General features: G+C 57.7%; 21 protein-coding genes. 13 read left to right on the top strand and 8 right to left on the bottom strand.

What is annotated here, in order from left to right:
- Window position 1: 1 nt before the first annotated feature.
- Window positions 2-892: an adenosylcobinamide-phosphate synthase CbiB gene (gene cbiB / locus BW921_RS00845; RefSeq protein ID WP_168168608.1), complete on the top strand. Its 891-nt coding sequence runs from the start codon at window positions 2-4 to the stop codon at window positions 890-892.
- Here cbiB and BW921_RS00840 read toward each other — a convergent pair.
- The 6 genes from BW921_RS00840 to hisH all read right to left on the bottom strand — a co-directional run bounded on the left by BW921_RS00840 (window position 858) and on the right by hisH (window position 4051).
- On the bottom strand, window positions 858-1478 hold the full coding sequence (locus BW921_RS00840) for a helix-turn-helix transcriptional regulator (RefSeq protein WP_088334639.1): 621 nt from the start codon (window positions 1476-1478) through the stop codon (window positions 858-860). The two genes, cbiB and BW921_RS00840, sit on opposite strands and share 35 nt — an antisense overlap.
- Window positions 1479-1697: 219 nt before the next feature.
- Window positions 1698-1961: a PRC-barrel domain-containing protein gene (locus BW921_RS00835; RefSeq protein WP_148688170.1), complete on the bottom strand. Its 264-nt coding sequence runs from the start codon at window positions 1959-1961 to the stop codon at window positions 1698-1700.
- Between the two features lie 5 nt (window positions 1962-1966).
- The gene (locus BW921_RS00830) at window positions 1967-2323 is read right to left on the bottom strand and encodes a hypothetical protein (RefSeq protein WP_088334635.1); all 357 of its coding nucleotides are present in this window, start codon (window positions 2321-2323) and stop codon (window positions 1967-1969) included.
- A 6-nt stretch (window positions 2324-2329) separates the two neighbouring features.
- The gene (locus BW921_RS00825; RefSeq protein ID WP_210400474.1) at window positions 2330-2956 is read right to left on the bottom strand and encodes an HPr kinase/phosphatase C-terminal domain-containing protein; all 627 of its coding nucleotides are present in this window, start codon (window positions 2954-2956) and stop codon (window positions 2330-2332) included.
- A 1-nt stretch (window position 2957) separates the two neighbouring features.
- The gene (locus tag BW921_RS00820) at window positions 2958-3452 is read right to left on the bottom strand and encodes a V4R domain-containing protein (protein WP_236953845.1); all 495 of its coding nucleotides are present in this window, start codon (window positions 3450-3452) and stop codon (window positions 2958-2960) included.
- A gap of 2 nt (window positions 3453-3454) precedes the next feature.
- Window positions 3455-4051 (bottom strand): imidazole glycerol phosphate synthase subunit HisH, encoded by a 597-nt coding sequence (hisH, locus tag BW921_RS00815; protein ID WP_236953844.1) that lies wholly within the window; start codon window positions 4049-4051, stop codon window positions 3455-3457.
- Between the two features lie 37 nt (window positions 4052-4088).
- On the opposite strand from hisH, the gene gatD reads away from it, so the two are divergent.
- Window positions 4089-5465: a Glu-tRNA(Gln) amidotransferase subunit GatD gene (gatD, locus tag BW921_RS00810; RefSeq protein WP_148688168.1), complete on the top strand. Its 1377-nt coding sequence runs from the start codon at window positions 4089-4091 to the stop codon at window positions 5463-5465.
- Window positions 5466-5510: 45 nt separating this feature from the next.
- Here gatD and BW921_RS00805 read toward each other — a convergent pair whose 3' ends face one another.
- Together BW921_RS00805 and BW921_RS00800 are read right to left on the bottom strand one after the other, a co-directional pair.
- Window positions 5511-6704 (bottom strand): methionine adenosyltransferase, encoded by a 1194-nt coding sequence (locus BW921_RS00805; RefSeq protein ID WP_148688167.1) that lies wholly within the window; start codon window positions 6702-6704, stop codon window positions 5511-5513.
- Entirely contained in the window at window positions 6697-7416 is a 720-nt protein-coding gene (locus BW921_RS00800; protein WP_148688166.1) for a diadenylate cyclase, read from the bottom strand. The genes BW921_RS00805 and BW921_RS00800 overlap by 8 nt, the downstream gene beginning before the upstream one ends.
- Window positions 7417-7439: 23 nt before the next feature.
- Here BW921_RS00800 and BW921_RS00795 point away from each other — a divergent pair, with 23 nt between their 5' ends.
- Genes BW921_RS00795 through BW921_RS00745 form a run of 11 tightly spaced genes read left to right on the top strand, consistent with a single transcriptional unit; the run spans window position 7440 to window position 14840 of the window.
- On the top strand, window positions 7440-8264 hold the full coding sequence (locus BW921_RS00795) for a DUF192 domain-containing protein (protein ID WP_148688165.1): 825 nt from the start codon (window positions 7440-7442) through the stop codon (window positions 8262-8264).
- Complete coding sequence (locus BW921_RS00790; RefSeq protein WP_148688164.1) at window positions 8173-9174, top strand: ATPase; 1002 nt, start codon at window positions 8173-8175, stop codon at window positions 9172-9174. The genes BW921_RS00795 and BW921_RS00790 overlap by 92 nt, the downstream gene beginning before the upstream one ends.
- 5 nt (window positions 9175-9179) lie before the next feature.
- The gene (locus BW921_RS00785; protein WP_088334619.1) at window positions 9180-9644 is read left to right on the top strand and encodes a phosphopantetheine adenylyltransferase; all 465 of its coding nucleotides are present in this window, start codon (window positions 9180-9182) and stop codon (window positions 9642-9644) included.
- The gene (gene yjjX / locus BW921_RS00780) at window positions 9619-10131 is read left to right on the top strand and encodes an inosine/xanthosine triphosphatase (RefSeq protein ID WP_148688163.1); all 513 of its coding nucleotides are present in this window, start codon (window positions 9619-9621) and stop codon (window positions 10129-10131) included. The genes BW921_RS00785 and yjjX overlap by 26 nt, the downstream gene beginning before the upstream one ends.
- A gap of 42 nt (window positions 10132-10173) precedes the next feature.
- Window positions 10174-10599, top strand: a complete 426-nt coding sequence (nikR, locus tag BW921_RS00775; RefSeq protein WP_157665776.1) for a nickel-responsive transcriptional regulator NikR — start codon at window positions 10174-10176, stop codon at window positions 10597-10599.
- A 3-nt stretch (window positions 10600-10602) separates the two neighbouring features.
- Window positions 10603-11409, top strand: coding sequence for a MarR family transcriptional regulator (locus tag BW921_RS00770; RefSeq protein ID WP_148688162.1), 807 nt, complete (start codon window positions 10603-10605; stop codon window positions 11407-11409).
- On the top strand, window positions 11406-12524 hold the full coding sequence (gene mfnA, locus BW921_RS00765) for a tyrosine decarboxylase MfnA (protein WP_168168607.1): 1119 nt from the start codon (window positions 11406-11408) through the stop codon (window positions 12522-12524). Before BW921_RS00770 ends, mfnA begins: the two co-directional genes overlap by 4 nt.
- On the top strand, window positions 12521-13015 hold the full coding sequence (locus BW921_RS00760) for a hypothetical protein (protein ID WP_148688160.1): 495 nt from the start codon (window positions 12521-12523) through the stop codon (window positions 13013-13015). The genes mfnA and BW921_RS00760 overlap by 4 nt, the downstream gene beginning before the upstream one ends.
- Window positions 12948-13184 carry a hypothetical protein gene (locus BW921_RS00755; RefSeq protein WP_148688159.1) on the top strand — a complete coding sequence of 79 codons (237 nt, stop codon included), beginning with the start codon at window positions 12948-12950 and terminating at the stop codon, window positions 13182-13184. Before BW921_RS00760 ends, BW921_RS00755 begins: the two co-directional genes overlap by 68 nt.
- Entirely contained in the window at window positions 13181-13798 is a 618-nt protein-coding gene (locus tag BW921_RS00750) for a hypothetical protein (protein ID WP_148688158.1), read from the top strand. The genes BW921_RS00755 and BW921_RS00750 overlap by 4 nt, the downstream gene beginning before the upstream one ends.
- A complete protein-coding gene (locus BW921_RS00745; protein WP_168168606.1) occupies window positions 13773-14840 on the top strand; it encodes a DUF1786 domain-containing protein in 1068 nt (355 codons plus the stop codon). Before BW921_RS00750 ends, BW921_RS00745 begins: the two co-directional genes overlap by 26 nt.
- Window position 14841 lies beyond the last annotated feature (1 nt).

Below are 14841 nucleotides of genomic sequence, written 5' to 3'. Positions count from 1 at the left end.
GTTGGACCCCCTCCTTACCGCGTACCTGGCGGTGGCTCTGGACCTGCTCCTGGGAGACCCGCCGAACCGTTTCCATCCGGTGGCATGGTGCGGCCGGGTGATGGAGCTCGTGGAGAAGAAAGTACGGTGCGGAAGTATCCTCGACGTAATCTGGGGAGGACTGTCCCTAACGGTCGGTTGCGGGTTCCTGCTGGGAGTGTGTTACTTGCTTCACTCCATCCCGATGGTGGGAGATGCCCTGGTCCTGTGGGTGTGCATTTCCGTACGGGGACTTGTCGAACACTTGCTTCCGGTGGAGCGGGCGCTCCAAGATGGGGATTTAGACGTGGCTCGACGGGCCGTGAAGAGGCTCGTCAGTCGTGACGTAAGCTGTTTAAACGGGGCGGAGGTAGCTTCGGCCGCGGTGGAAAGTTGTTTCGAGAACTTACTAGATTCTATCGTGGGCCCCTTGTGGTGGTACTATATCCTCGGGTGGCCGGGTGCTGTCGTGTACCGAGCGACGAACGTCGCGGACGCCATGTTCGGATACCGAGGCGAGTACAAGATGTTCGGTAAGATTCCGGCGAGGTTGGACGACCTGCTGAATGTGCTCTCACTGCCCGCATGCGCCGCGGCGCTTACGGTAACTCTACCTTGGTGGATACTTCGGGCGAGGCCCCGGTCACTGTTGCGGGCGGTACGGGAGGTCCCGAGCCCGAGCTCCTGGTTGCCTATGTACGTGGGAGCCTGCGCACTGGGAGTCCGACTGGAGAAACCGAACGTGTACGTCCTAAAAGGAGGGGACTGGCTTCCGAAGCCCGACGACGTGCGTCGCGCGGCTCAGATCGCCGTGATATTCGGGCTCGTCGCTCCGAGTATCACGTACGTCGCAGCTGATCTTTTAAATCTCTAATCACTCTCAATACGCGCTCGCCACGCTCGGTAAGCCTGTAAAACGTTCTACCGCCTTCGGAGCGCTTGGTGACCAAACCGACTTCCAGGAGCTTCTTCAAGTGATATGCAGTCGACGGTTGGTTCTCCCCCAAAATTTCGGCTAGCTTGCATAAACACTCCTCACTGTGCCCCAGTATCTCGAGCGCGGCGACACGACGCTCATCTCCGAGTGCTTTCAGGACGGCGACGAGCTCGTCATGATGTCCGGACATGGGGCGTATGTCAGGGTCGGCATCGAACGTCTCTGGTTCGAGGACGACCTCGACGCCTTCTGGGGAGACATCTAGGAGGCCTGCACCGAGCCTCCTCAACGGGTCTACGAGCTCGTCGGTATCTCCAGAGTACGCGATCGATGCTTTCGGGACCTTCCCGACGAGTCTCGTAAGTCGACCCAGTTTCTTCTCTACGGTGCTCTTGTTGGCCACGAGGTACGCGTGACCTTCCTCTGGGTCGTATAGGTCCACCGGTACGTCATCCACGAGTACCGCTTCAAAAGGGTCAGAGATCCAGTCACGGAGTACTCTCAGGATCTCAGATTCGTCCATAGGTCGCAACCCCTGGAAGTCTCACCTTCTGGGATGTAAGGGAGGAGGAACTGCATTGTCGCAGTAGATTGTCCGTAGAGATCGCCCCTGTCACTACTCATCGTTTCGTGATGTTGGTGTTCGTGACCGATCCGACAACCCCCGATGCAACCCACACAAACGGCGAGGGAACCGTTCGTGGGGGTGGGGAGTTCGGAACCTCCACCGCGGTACTAAGGGTTAGTTTTTCCCGGATCCCCACCGTCCTTCTACCAGTACCATGTCCTCGATGGCAACGACCTTCGAGTAAGGTATGCGGATGGCTTTCTCTTCACCACTTAGCCACTTTATCTTCCGAAGAACGCCGGGGCGCTTGGAGTGCCCCACTATCAGTGTAGTGACTTCTCCTGACTCTTCGTCGAACTCAACATCGAGGACTTCGCCGATGTGCTTGGCATTGGAGTCGATTACGGGTTTGCCGATGAGATCGCGCAAGATCCTCATAGGTATCACCCCCACAGCCAGTACAATATTGCGGACTCCAAAGACAGGTGCATCAGCCGGTGTGTCACTCGACCTTTAACGGTTCCTAACAGCGCTTCGTGAAATAGGTCGATTCCGAAGTGTACTGAGGCCGCTGTTACCGCCATCGGAACCGGAAGTATCAACGACAGGACCACAGCGTGGAAAAGGAACTCCAAGGTTTCGTGTATCAACCAGACGAACAGAGCCGAATGTCGGACCCTGAGGTACGCTCCCAACAGGAGGTACTGGCTGCGAAGGGCTCCCCACACGAGACCGGTGTGCAGCTCGTCACTTAGTGAAAGCAACAGTGCGGCACCGAGCCAATCGGGTATCGATAGCACCGCGGTTCACCTCCTGCGCCTCAAGCTCTCTTGAAGTGCTACCGTTTCGATCAGCGTGGCGGTGTCTCGACCCGGGACCACGTCCAGATGGAACACCTTTCCATCCCTTTTTTTCACCCACTTCACTACCTTCTCCTCCTCGGAAGGCGTGGAAGAGACTGGTTCATCCGGTCTCATGGATGGATCGTGATGCGGGTGGTGGGGTCCCGGAATCATCTTAATGACCACGCCTATACCCTTACGGCTCCGGAGCGCCCGGATGCCATAGAGTTCCGCGACGTCCACGGCGATTTTATCCCGAATAGGACGTAGCTTCAGGTCGCTACCGCAGTCACACCCTTCCTTCATCTTGAGGGCGGAGAAAGTATATACTCGACCGCACTCGGGGCAGTACAGCTCCGCAAGGGCAAGTCGGATCTCCATTTTTCCGGCTAAGTTCTCCGGCGGCCTGCCGACGGGGTACTCGTAACTGTCATCGCACTCCACGATCACCGCATCGTCTGACACTAACCTGTGGCCGCGACGTATGAGTTCCAAGGCTGTCTCGCTCTTCCCTACCCCACGTGGACCTACCAGGAGTACCCCTACCCCGAACACGTCCATCAGTGTGCCATGTACGACGACCCGCTCCACGTTACCCCCTCCGTATCGCCACGAACTCACAGTGGTCGTGACCTTCGGCCATGCACTTGGTCTCGTGCACCTCCCAGCGCTCGCTGGTAGCCCCGTGTAGGATCCCAGCGATGAACCCGGCTTGGTAGTAACACAACTTCTTCCCTATGTCGTAACCGGCAGCCGTCGCCGACTCGCGCATAATGATCTCGATCTTATCATCCTCCTCAATTTCCCAGCGCTCAATGATGCCTGTACCAGTCTTCTCGAACGCTTTCTCTACGTATTCAAAGGCCTCTTTGACGCCCTCCAGGCCGTGTGATTTCGCTTTGTAAACACCGATGTCGTAACCGGCCCTGTAGAAGGTGGATCCGGCCCCTCGACCCAGGGTGATGACCATCGATGCTAGGATGTAACGCAGGGTCGACAGCGACACGTCGCCGCCTAGCTCGGATCTCACCTCTCGGATGTTCCTCATAGATTCTTCAACTTCTCGAAATATTCTTTCGCGGGACATCCTCAACGACGCGCCCCCGTTAGAATCTCACCGAGCAACTTTAACCCCACTGGTCCGCTTTTTTCGGGGTGGAATTGTACCCCGTAGATCAGTCTATCCCGGTCCCCGATCACGCTCGGAAACCGTTCCCCGTACTCCGTTTCACCTAGGACGACGTCGTCTTCGGGAGCCACCCGGTACGAGTGGACGAAGTAGAACATCTCACCGTCGAACTTCCGAAACTCCTCCGTCCGGAACTCCACCGTGTTCCATCCCATGTGTGGCGTCTTCACGTCATCCGGAAGCGCTACACATGTTCCCCGGAACAACCCTAGACCGCGTGACCCGGGGCTCTCCTCGCTCGATTCCATCAAGAGCTGCATCCCAAGGCATATGCCTAAGAGTGGAACGGACTCCAGTAGCTCTCGAATCTCGTCACATAATCCGGTCTCTTCGAGTTTTTCCGATGCGGCGCGGAAGTTTCCCACACCTGGGAGAATTACGGCGTCGGCGTCGTGCAACTCCGAGGGATCATTGGTAACGACGGGCTCGTACCCCAAGTGTTTAACCGCGCGGCACACGCTGTTCAAGTTGCCGACGCCATACTCTACTATCGCCACTTTCAAACCGGATGCCCCCTTGGTGGGATTGGTTGGGGTGAGGGTGTTGTCCGAATACAAGGGTAAGGCCAGGGAGTTGCTACAGGAGCATGGGCTTAGTGTCGGCGACCGGGTTCGTATAGTCCGGGACGATGGGGTGGTCGTGGAAGGCATCATTATGCCCAGATCGGAACTTGGAGACGACGAGCACATCGTCGTCAAAATGGACAACGGTTACAACGTAGGGGTTCGCGTCGACAGGATCGAGAAGCTTGAAGCCCCGGGTGAAGGACACGAACCTAGCTTCGAACCGATAGAGGGGGAGATCGGACACGATCCGGAACTCCCTAACGTGTCGGTGATGTCGACCGGCGGCACCATCGCGTGTCGTGTGGACTACGAGACAGGGGCCGTGAAACCCGCGTTCACAGCAGAGGAGCTCGTCGGAGCGGTCCCGGAGCTCCTCGACGTGGTCAACATCGTGGACGCCAGGGCCGTGCTCGACCTGCTCAGTGAGAACATGGAACCCAAACACTGGATGAAGATTGCCGAAGAGATCGTGGATGTCCTTTCAGATCCGGACGTAGACGGTATCGTGATCGGACACGGAACGGACACGATGGCGTTCACAGCCGCGGCGCTGTCGTTCGTCATCGAGGGACTCAACGGACCGGTCGTGCTGGTCGGAGCGCAGCGGAGTTCGGACAGGCCGTCTTCGGACGCGGCCTCGAACCTCATCGCGGCGTGTGCCTTCGCGGGCGACGGAGAGGTGGGTGAAATCACCGTCTGCATGCACGGGTGGACCTCCGACGAGGTATGCCTCGTGCATCGGGGAGTGAGAGTCAGGAAGATGCACACCTCACGCAGGGACGCGTTCAGGTCGGTGGAATCCATCCCAATCGCGAAGGTTGACATAATGGATCTCAGGAATCCCAAGATAGAGTTCCTACGAAGCGATTACCGGAGGCCGGAGGACGGGGAGCCTGAGATCTCGGGTGGATTCGAGGATAAGGTGGCTTTGGTGAAGTTCGCCCCGGGTATGGATCCCGAAATCTTAGACTTCTACGTGGATCGGGGCTACCGTGGAATCGTCCTCGAAGGCACCGGTTTGGGCCACGTCTCGGAGCGGTGGTTGGAGTCGATCGAACGGGCTGTGGACGATGGAATCGCCGTCGTGATGACCTCACAGTGCCTGTACGGACGTGTGAACATGAACGTGTACAGGACAGGGCGACTGCTGAGAGCCGCTGGTGTTATACCGGGAGAAGATATGTTGCCAGAGGTTGCTTACGTGAAGCTCATGTACGTGCTCCATAAAACCGACGACCTCGAGGAGGTCGAGAGACTCATGAGGACGAACATCGCTGGAGAGATCGAAGGCTGTCGAGTTCTGGGAGGATTCGAGCCAGCAGACGGTCCACACCATCGCATGTAGCTGGAGTCGCAGAGGCGTGGTGTTTAGTTCGGTACACGCATCGCTTCAAAACACCATGATTTCTCCCTCTACAATACGTTCCGTGAGCTCGGTGATGTTCTCCAGTAGCTCGTCCGCAACGCGTCGAGCCATGCGCTCATCCTCCTTCGATACATCCCCTACGAGGTGCACGTCGACTGCCTTGGGATCGTCGATGGGGTGACCTATCTGACTTAGTAGTCGGACGTATACCTCGTCGGCTGACGTTTCCTCGTAGATCTCCCGGGCCATCCGGTGGGCCAGTACGTTGTAGAGTTTACCGACGTGGTTCACTGGGTTCTTTCCGGCCGCGGCTTCCATGCTCATCGGCCGGAACGGCGTGATCAGACCGTTGACACGGTTCCCACGGCCGACGGAACCGTCGTCACCTTGTTCGGCCGATGTGCCGGTAACTGTCAAGTATACGGACTCCCGCTCGTAGTCGTCGGCAGCGTTCACGCGCACCTTTACTTCGTGATCCGAGGCTATTTCGGCCGCTAAGTCCGCGACTCGGTCTCTCAGCTCCTCGACCACCGAAATGTAGTGGTCGATATCGTCGATACGCTGCGACACCATCGCGGCGGCCACGGTTAGTTCGATTTCATCTCCTTCCCGAAGCGCCATGACCTTAACATCTTCTCCGACCTCCGGTAGATCCTTCTTGAGCTTCTGGGAGTTGATCTCCCGCTCTGTCTCGTACACGAGCCTCTCGGTGGTAGTCAGTGGTGCGTACCCTACGCCGAAGGAGGTGTCGTTCGCCAGTGGAACCTCCTCACCGCGCTCGAACACGTCACGCAGATCCGCCGAACCGTGGCCGATCTTCGGCTCGATTACCACGTGCTTTTCGGTATCCAGGTGTCTGACGGTCTCCTCTAAGTACTCCGTCGCGGCTTCTAGCGCGATGGTGCCGACTGGGATCTTCTCGTCCCCTACGTACGCCGTGGCGCGTCCGGTTACCAGGATGTAGATAGGCCGGATTACCTCCCCGCCTCCGAACTCCGGCCTCGATTCACCCGCCACGATTTGAACCTCGTCGGTGTTGTGGTGTAGAATCCGTCCGAATCGCTCGATGTACTCCCGACATAGAGCCCTAGATACGCTCTCTGCGATACCATCAGCTAGGCTGTCCGGATGTCCCACACCCTTTCGCTCGACTATCTCCACCTCGGTTTCGGTGAAAGGACTGCGTTCCATGGTTTCGACGACGATGTTTCTAGCCATCACAGAACCCCCGGATAGCGACGAGGTCCGAGACCGAGATCTTCAGGACCTCCTTCCCACCATGGTACAGCCGGATCCTGCCGGATTCTGATAATACTATTACGGGACAGTTGAGCTCCTTAGAGACGTGGAGTGCGGTGGTGTGTCGGGCGCCGAATCCGGGCTCCGCACTCCCGGAATCCACGTCGAAGATCGCGCCCGCCGCCTCGATGTTGCCCTCCGGATCCACGACGATAGCACCGTCGAGCCTAGCCAGTGCCTTGAGAACGCGTTTCCCCGAACCCGTCATCACGTTAACATCCTCCACCTTGACCGGAACCGTGGTCCGGTACATTCGATCGGCACCTTCCGATATCACGCACAAGGTACCTACCCGATCTCCCTCCACCCCCTCAACCGCCAGCTCCATCATAGTTTCCAATATCCTGCTGACCACGCGGTAGTAATCCAGTGCCGCCAGTCTCGCCTCCTCGGGGCGTATGGGACGGAACTCCAGACTACATCGTGAATACGACGCTATGAGCACGGTTTCTCCCTCTTTCAAGCCTAAACTGGCGCAGGCTTCAACAGGACCCACTGAGTGCAGTATGCTTGAAGGGAGCTTGATAACCGGAGTGGAGCGGAGCGATTCGGTTTGAAGATCGAAGTCCACGACTACTGCCGACGGTTGTAAGCATCGTAGGGCTCGACGGAACGTCTCGACGAAGTCCAAAGTCGCACCCCCGGGGTGATCAGTTGAAAGCCGCGGTGATCAATCGGAGCAAAGGCACCGTGCTCGCTCACAGTGCCGAGATCGCGGAGTCGTTCTTCGCAAGGCTTCGGGGGTTGATGTTCCGTCGAAGATTGGAGGAGGGGGAAGGATTAATTCTGAAGCCTCCTTACCGCGGACGTAGACGTTGCGCGATCCACACCTTCTTCATGCGTTTCCCGATCGATGTGGTGTTCCTGGCAGACGGGGAAGTGGTGGACGTTGTCGAGCGCCTTAAGCCGTGGCGAATGTACGTACCAGAAGAATCTCCTGAAGAGATCGTGGAACTCCCTGCCGGCATCGTCAGTGCGACCGATACCGAGGTTGGAGACTCCGTCGAAGTTGTGGCAGGGGACCTCGAATCGGAGCTGGCCGTTAGGATCCTCAACCGAAAGCTGGTCACGAGAAAGCTCGCCCAGGTGATCATGCGGGCGGTAGCTAAATCCGGGCTACAGGGCGAGGTGTTCTACAACAAAGACACTGGTTGCATCCACATCTCGGGGGAGGACAAGTACATCGTTGCGGACACCATTAAAGAGACGTTCGGGGACAGCGTCGAGATCGTCGAAGGGCGAGCGAAGATACTCTCCGACGATCATTCTCTCGTCGTGATCGTGAAGGACGTGCATTCGGTCCTCGAGAAGATCGGCGTCTCCCGCCCTGGTGTGGGAGAGCTAGCGTACCTGGAGGAACCCAAACCGGTGCGGTGGGGAAAGCAACGTGAAAAAGGAGGTGATGACCGTAGTGGACAAGTTGAGGAAGGAGATAGGGACGAAGGGGAAGGGAGAGCCCGACATCGTGGACGTACGTGAGGAGGACGGCACGCTAGTGATCGTAGGTAGGGACCGTTCCGACATGTCTTATTTCATCGGTCCGGGTGGATACGTCGCCGGTAGACTCAAAGAAGAGCTCGGTGTAGACCGCGTGGTTGTCCAGGCCTGGACGGATCTGAAGATGAGACTGTTGAGGTTGGACGCATCGCACGAGGTTCTAGAGCGGTACTCCCGTCACCAGCCCGATCTAAAGGGCGTCCTTCGGGGGATCGAGATAGAGAAAGCCAGGCTCTACGGGGAACTGCCGTGGGACTACTGGGAACGCTGGGAGGGAGAAGAACCTCGCGACATGCGGATCACCGTTGCGGCGTCAGGTGGATACGACAGTACGGCCTCCGCGATAATACTCCGAAAGCTGGGTTACGAGGTCGAATCTGTCACGGTAGACCCGGGTCCGATGTTCCTGCCGCCTAAGCTGCGCAGAAACGTCGAGATACTCTCCGAGTACCTCGGCACGGAACCTAAATTCGTCGAGGAGGACCTGTCCGACGTCGTAGAAGGAGCTTTGGAGAAGGGTCGCTTCCACCCTTGTGGACGCTGTAACGCTAAGATCCGGAAAAGAGTGATGGAAGAATCCGATACCGACGTCGTAGCGTTCGGGGACGGGTTACCCACAGGCCATCACTGCGTACAACCAGAGGACGATCGGTTCAAACTACATGTCCCCGCAGCCCTGGCGAAGACTAAGTTCGAGCTACGCCGTCTCGTAGAGGAGGTCCTCCCGAAGTTTCACGACTACAAGTACGCGTGTCCGTTCCTGCATCAGGTTCACCAACGCCATCCGCACTTACGAAGGGCCTCGATTCAGAGGGTACTACGAGAACTCCGTCACGGCTTCTTGGAAGTGGGTGAAGCTCTGAAGGCCGTTTACGATATCTTAGGAGGTTGAACTCCTTGACCAGGTTCCGCAAAGTAGTCGTCGGGGGCACATTCGACAGGTTACATCCAGGTCACCAGCGCCTGTTGTCCGTAGCGCTCGAACTGGGAAACCGAGTGGTGATAGGGGTCACGACGGACTCCTTCGTTCGTGAAGAGGGAAAAAGAGGAGTCGAGCCCTTTGAGGAGAGGGTGCGGGACGTCCGAAGATTCGTCGAGAAAAAAGGAGCGTCTGACCGGGTCGAGATCGTTCCGTTGGAGGATCGCTACGGCACGACGCTGGAGGATGACGAGTTGGACGCGATCGTTGTGAGTCCGGAGACGGAACCGGTGGCGTTGGAGATCAACGAGCTCAGGAGGAAGCGCGGCCTTCCACCGTTGTCCATCGTTGTCGTTCCGTTCGTGCTGGACGGTGACGGAAGGAAGATATCCTCAAGCCAGCTGCGGGGAGATGTGGATGAAGGTCCGTGTCGGGACGACTAACCCAGTAAAAGTTCGGGCTACGGAGCGAGCGTTTCTCAGAGCGTTTCCGGACCGTGAGATCACCGTCGAGGCGGTGAGCGTCGACTCAGACGTACCACCTCAACCTGTGGGAACGAGAGAGGTTCATCAGGGCGCTAAGAACAGGGCTCGGAAGGTGTGGAACCTGGGTAGCTACTCGGTGGGCTTGGAAGCCGGACTGATAAAAGTCGGTGACGTCTACGTGGACATCCACGTGGCCGTGGTGCGGGACCCCGAAGGACGAGAGGCGGTGGGAACGAGCCCGGGGTTCCAACTTCCTCCTGACGTAACGGAGGAAGCTTTGTCGGGTGAGGAGGTAGGAGAAGTCTTCTCGGAGCTCGTCGGAGTCAGGGAGATAGGCAAGCGCTCCGGTGTAATAGGGGTACTATCCGACGGAAAGGTGTTGAGGGAAGACCTCTGCGAGCTCGCGGTCCTGATGGCTTTAATAGGTCTCGAGACTTCAAGATGACGGTGCTACCAAGTATTAATTCACCGTGTGGGGGATCCTCGGGTGAGCAAAGGCGAGGACAATCTGGTACGAACCTCGATAACCATACCAAACAACCTACTCCAGAAAGTTAACGAACTAATAGCCTCGGGGTACTTCGCGAGCCGATCGGAGATCTTCCGCCAGGCTCTACGGGAATACCTTCAGAGGATCGAATGGACCGAACGATTAGGAGATGAGGAGTACTTCGGCGTCCTTACGTACGTGTTCCATCACGAGCGCGCCGAGCCCGAGCTAGTGAAAGTGCAGCACGAATTCACGGATTTGATAATATCTACGACACACATACACGTTTCCCACGAAAAGTGTCTCGAAGTACTGTTACTACAAGGACCTGGAAAACGGATTGCCGAGCTCGCGAAGCGCATTCGTGGGGTCCGAGGGGTGGAACAAGCTAAGCTGACTGTAGTTTCGAGTGAGGGTGAATAAGAAATGGAAGAAGGACCTATCAGGGTGCCCAATGAGCTAAAGGATAGACGCGAACTGATGAAATCTTTGATATTAGCGTTCATTGGATTGCGTCAACCTAGAGTTCATTTAGGTGACATTGGGGACGAGTTAGGAGTATCCTTGCAGGCTATCCACAACTACGTAAAGGAACTTATCGACGAAGGATTGGTAGAGAAAAAAGGTCGAGCTGAATATGTTCTGACTGATAAAGGGGCTGAAAAAGCCCTCGAATCGATTAATAATATTCGTAGGTTCTCGGCTAAAATCGCGGAAGCTCTTGGGAAGCGCATGACTTGGGCGGCCATAGCTGCGGAGGATATCCGGAAAGGTGAAGAGGTCCACCTGTACATGGAAGGCGGGCTGTTGTACGCGTCGAAGAGTCGTAAGACCGGAGCACGAGCCATAGCCCAAGCCGACGCGGAGAAAGGACAAGACCTGCCGGTGACGAACATCGAGGGCGACATTCCGGGGCTCGAAAAAGGGGAGGTGGTGTTCGTATGCGTCCCGAGCGCGCGCGAAGGAGGGACCCGCAAACTGAACCTCGACAGGCTGAAAGAGGTGCTGGAGAAGGAGGACTACGATCTTATCGGAGCGGCCGGCACCGCGGCGAAGGCGGCCCTGAACATGCTCGGGATCGAACCGGACTTGAAATTCGGGGTGGTGGACGGAGCCATCATGGCGGCGCTCAAGGGCCTGAAGGCGTTAGTGGTAATCACCACCCCTATGCTGAGGAGGGCGAGGGGCAAGGCGGAACGGCGGGGAGCCGAATACCGGATAGAGTACGTATGATCATCCAGCGTGACTCTGATTATTCCGACGGTACCGTACTCGGATCAATGTGCACCGAACCTCACCCTGTCGCCGCCAAAGCGTTCGTAGCTGGGCTTCACGTCAATTTGGGTGATCCTTACCTCTTTCCCAACGCGTACCGGGTCGAGCGTGAGTGCATTGAATGGTTGGCGGAGACGCTCCTAGATCACCCAGATCCGGAGGAGGCCGAGGGTAGTATAGTGTCGGGAGGTACCGAGGCCAACATCCTAGCCGCGTACGCGGCTCGAGAAGTCACAGGCGGTAGGGAGATCATAGTTCCCGCCACTCGCCATTTCTCATTCGAGAAGGCGGCGCGGATGTTACGTATGAAACTCGTCGAGGCGCCGCTGAAGTCCGACTATACCGTGGATGTAGACGCGGTTCAGGACCTGATTTCCCGGGATACCGCGCTGATCGTCGGCATCGTCGGCACCACCGAGACGGGGTCCGTCGACGACATCGAGGCGCTATCGGACGTGGCGGAGGATCACGACGTTCCTCTCCACGTAGACGCCGCGTTCGGGGGCTTCACGGCACCGTTCCTCCGGGATGAGTACCCATTACCCCGTTTCGGCTTCGATCTGGAGGCGGTTGTATCCGTTACCGTCGACCCCCATAAGATGGGGCTGGTACCCCCGCCAGCAGGTGGCATCGTGTTCCGCGACGACGAGTTCCCGAAAACCATCGAGGTGTATGCACCTTACTTGTCGGGTGGTGGGGCATCACAGTACACTATCACCGGCACACGACCTGGAGCTCCGGTCCTAGCGCTCTACGCGAACATATTGGAGCTCGGGGAAGAAGGGTATCGGAAGATAGCTTTCAGATGCTACGAAGAGACCCTGAAAGTCGCAGAAAAGGCCAAAGAACTCGGCCTAAAACTAGCCGTGGACCCGCCCCACCTCAACTTGGTAAACATACTGTTGCCCGGCAGAGAGACCGCGGAACGACTGTTGCGGGAAGCGGAGCGGGAGGGTTGGAAGATCTCCATTTCCACCAATCCCCTCGGAGTCAGGATAGTAATGATGCCACACCTCGACGCGGAGACGGTCTCACGGTTCCTCGAGCTCGTCGCCAGGGTGCTGGGTGGATGATCGGACCCTTGGAACCACTCCGAGACTACCTCCGAGAACTGCTGGGAGAAGGATTCGTTCTAGTCGGTCTCGGCAATCCATTGGCCGCGGATGACGGATTCGGGCATTGGGTCGCGCGACGCCTTTCTCCCCTCAAGACCCACAAGTTCAAAGCCGTGGCCGCCGGCGTGTGGCTCGAACGCCTTCGACCACCGAGCGAACCCGTAGTTCTAGTCGACACGGTGTGTGTCGATCGCGAGCCCGGAACACTGGTTGTGGTGGAGAAGCCGAAACTAGGTCCGGACAGGGGTTCCCACGGGCTACCTCCCGACGAGATGATGGACATCCGCCTGCTGATAGGACTCGTCCCCGTGAAGTTGGGATTCGGCCCGATGTCTCCGGAAGCTAAGAGCGTCGCCGACGCGGTCGTGCGGGTGGTGAAGGATGTCGTCCTCGAAGGAACTGAAGGACTTACTGACAAAGGTCTACGTGGAAGCGCGGCCCTATATTGAGAACGCCAAGAAAGCGCGCAGACTACTCGAGAGGGCGTATGACCGCTGCGAAGATCCGGAATGCGTCATCAGGTTCCTCGAAAAGGCCGAGCGGGAAGCAGAGACTGAGACGGAACGCACCGACATGCGTATCCTTAGGGATAAGCTGGAAGGGATGCTGAAATCGTGAGGGTAGTACTCAAAGCGGGAACCGGGGCGGTGAAGGAAATCGATGCCGTGAGGGACGCGGTCGTCGCGTTCGAAGGCGAGCTCCTAGTGGTGCCGGGAGGATGGAGGTTCGCGAACCTCGTGCGGGAGATCTACGGAGACGAGGATCTATCCGACGACGCGGCCCATTGGATGGCAATAGCCGCGATGGACCAGACCGGGTATCTGCTCTCGGACCTACTCGACCTGCCGACCACTGAGGAGCCAGAGTTCGGCGATAAGCTGGTGTTACTGCCATACCGTTACCTTAGAATGAAAGATCCTCTGCCACATTCGTGGGAGGTCACCTCCGATGCTATCTCGGTGTACGTCGCAGCCGAAGCGGACGCGAACCTGGTGGTGTTCGCTAAGGACGTACCAGGCATCCTTGAGGATCCGAAGTGCCCCGGTTCTTTGATCCGCAAGATCGATGCTCGGGAACTGAAGGGGAACTGGACCGCCTTGGATCCCGTAGCCCCCCGACTCGCGGAAGAGTACGATCTCGAACTTCGCGTCGTTCACGCAGGAAACCCGGACAACCTCCTGAGAGCCATGCGCGGGGATGAGTTCGTTGGAACCCGTATCGTTCCAGGATGAAGTGAAGACTATCGTCATCGATGTGGGAGTGGGAACGACCGACGTGGTGGCTTACACTGGAAATCCTGAGTATTCACCGAGATTCGTGGGGCCCTCACGCGTGTCGACGCTAGCCCAGAGGTTGCGCTCCATGCTGCGAGAACCGCCGAGGTACTTGGCATTGGTTGGCGTTCCGATGGGCGGAGGACCCACCACTCACGAGTTCAAGGAACTCATGAAAAGGGGCACCGAGATTTACTCGGAGCTTGATGCGGCACTGACGCTTCATAACGACGTGCGCAGGCTGAAGGAGATGCCCAACCTTCATATTGTCGAGGACCCCATCGAGGAGATCCCACCTGACTCCCCCGTGGTCGAAACGTACGACTTCCGAGTTTCGGATGTGTTCGAGGCGCTACAGCGTTCGAACGTCGACATGGACGGTGTAGAGATGATCGTGGCTTGCGTCCAGGACCACGGTTACCACCCGGACTACGAGTCTAACCGGAAGCACAGGTTCGAGCGGCTGTTCCGCCGGTATCTCGGGACGAACGGTTGCAGGCTCGATCGGATGACGTTCGACGACGTCCCGCCCGAGAACTTCCCAAGACTACGTGCGGCCTACATGGAAGCGGAATCGGCGGGAGCCGACGCCGTTGCGATGGACTCGAAGGTCCCGATCGCCATGCTCGGGCGAGTCGATTCGGACGCGGACAGACTTCTGGTGATCGACTACGGGACTGGGCACGTAACTGCGTTCCTATTCGACGGTGACAGGGTCGTCGGTGTCTACGAGCATCACACTATCAGATTATCGTCGGAGAAGTTCGAGAGGCAGATCCGCGAGTTCGTGGAAGGCAAACTCGAGAACGAGGACGTCTATCGGGACGGCGGTCACGGTTGCCACAACGTCTCGCCGATGGATTGGGACGAGCTGGAAGATATCGTCTCCCTGGGCCCGAAGAAGCCCGAGTTCCAGCTAGGTAGAGATCCGGAGCGCTTCCCCGATCGGATGATACCAGCGTACGGACCCGCGGTGTACTTGACCGACCGGGGAGAGTGAT

The sequence above is a fragment of the Methanopyrus sp. SNP6 genome (assembly GCF_002201895.1).
Lineage (GTDB): Archaea > JAADCQ01 > Methanopyri > Methanopyrales > Methanopyraceae > Methanopyrus.
The sequence above is the reverse complement of the archived record's forward strand: the minus strand, read 5'-3'. Positions and strand labels throughout refer to the sequence as shown.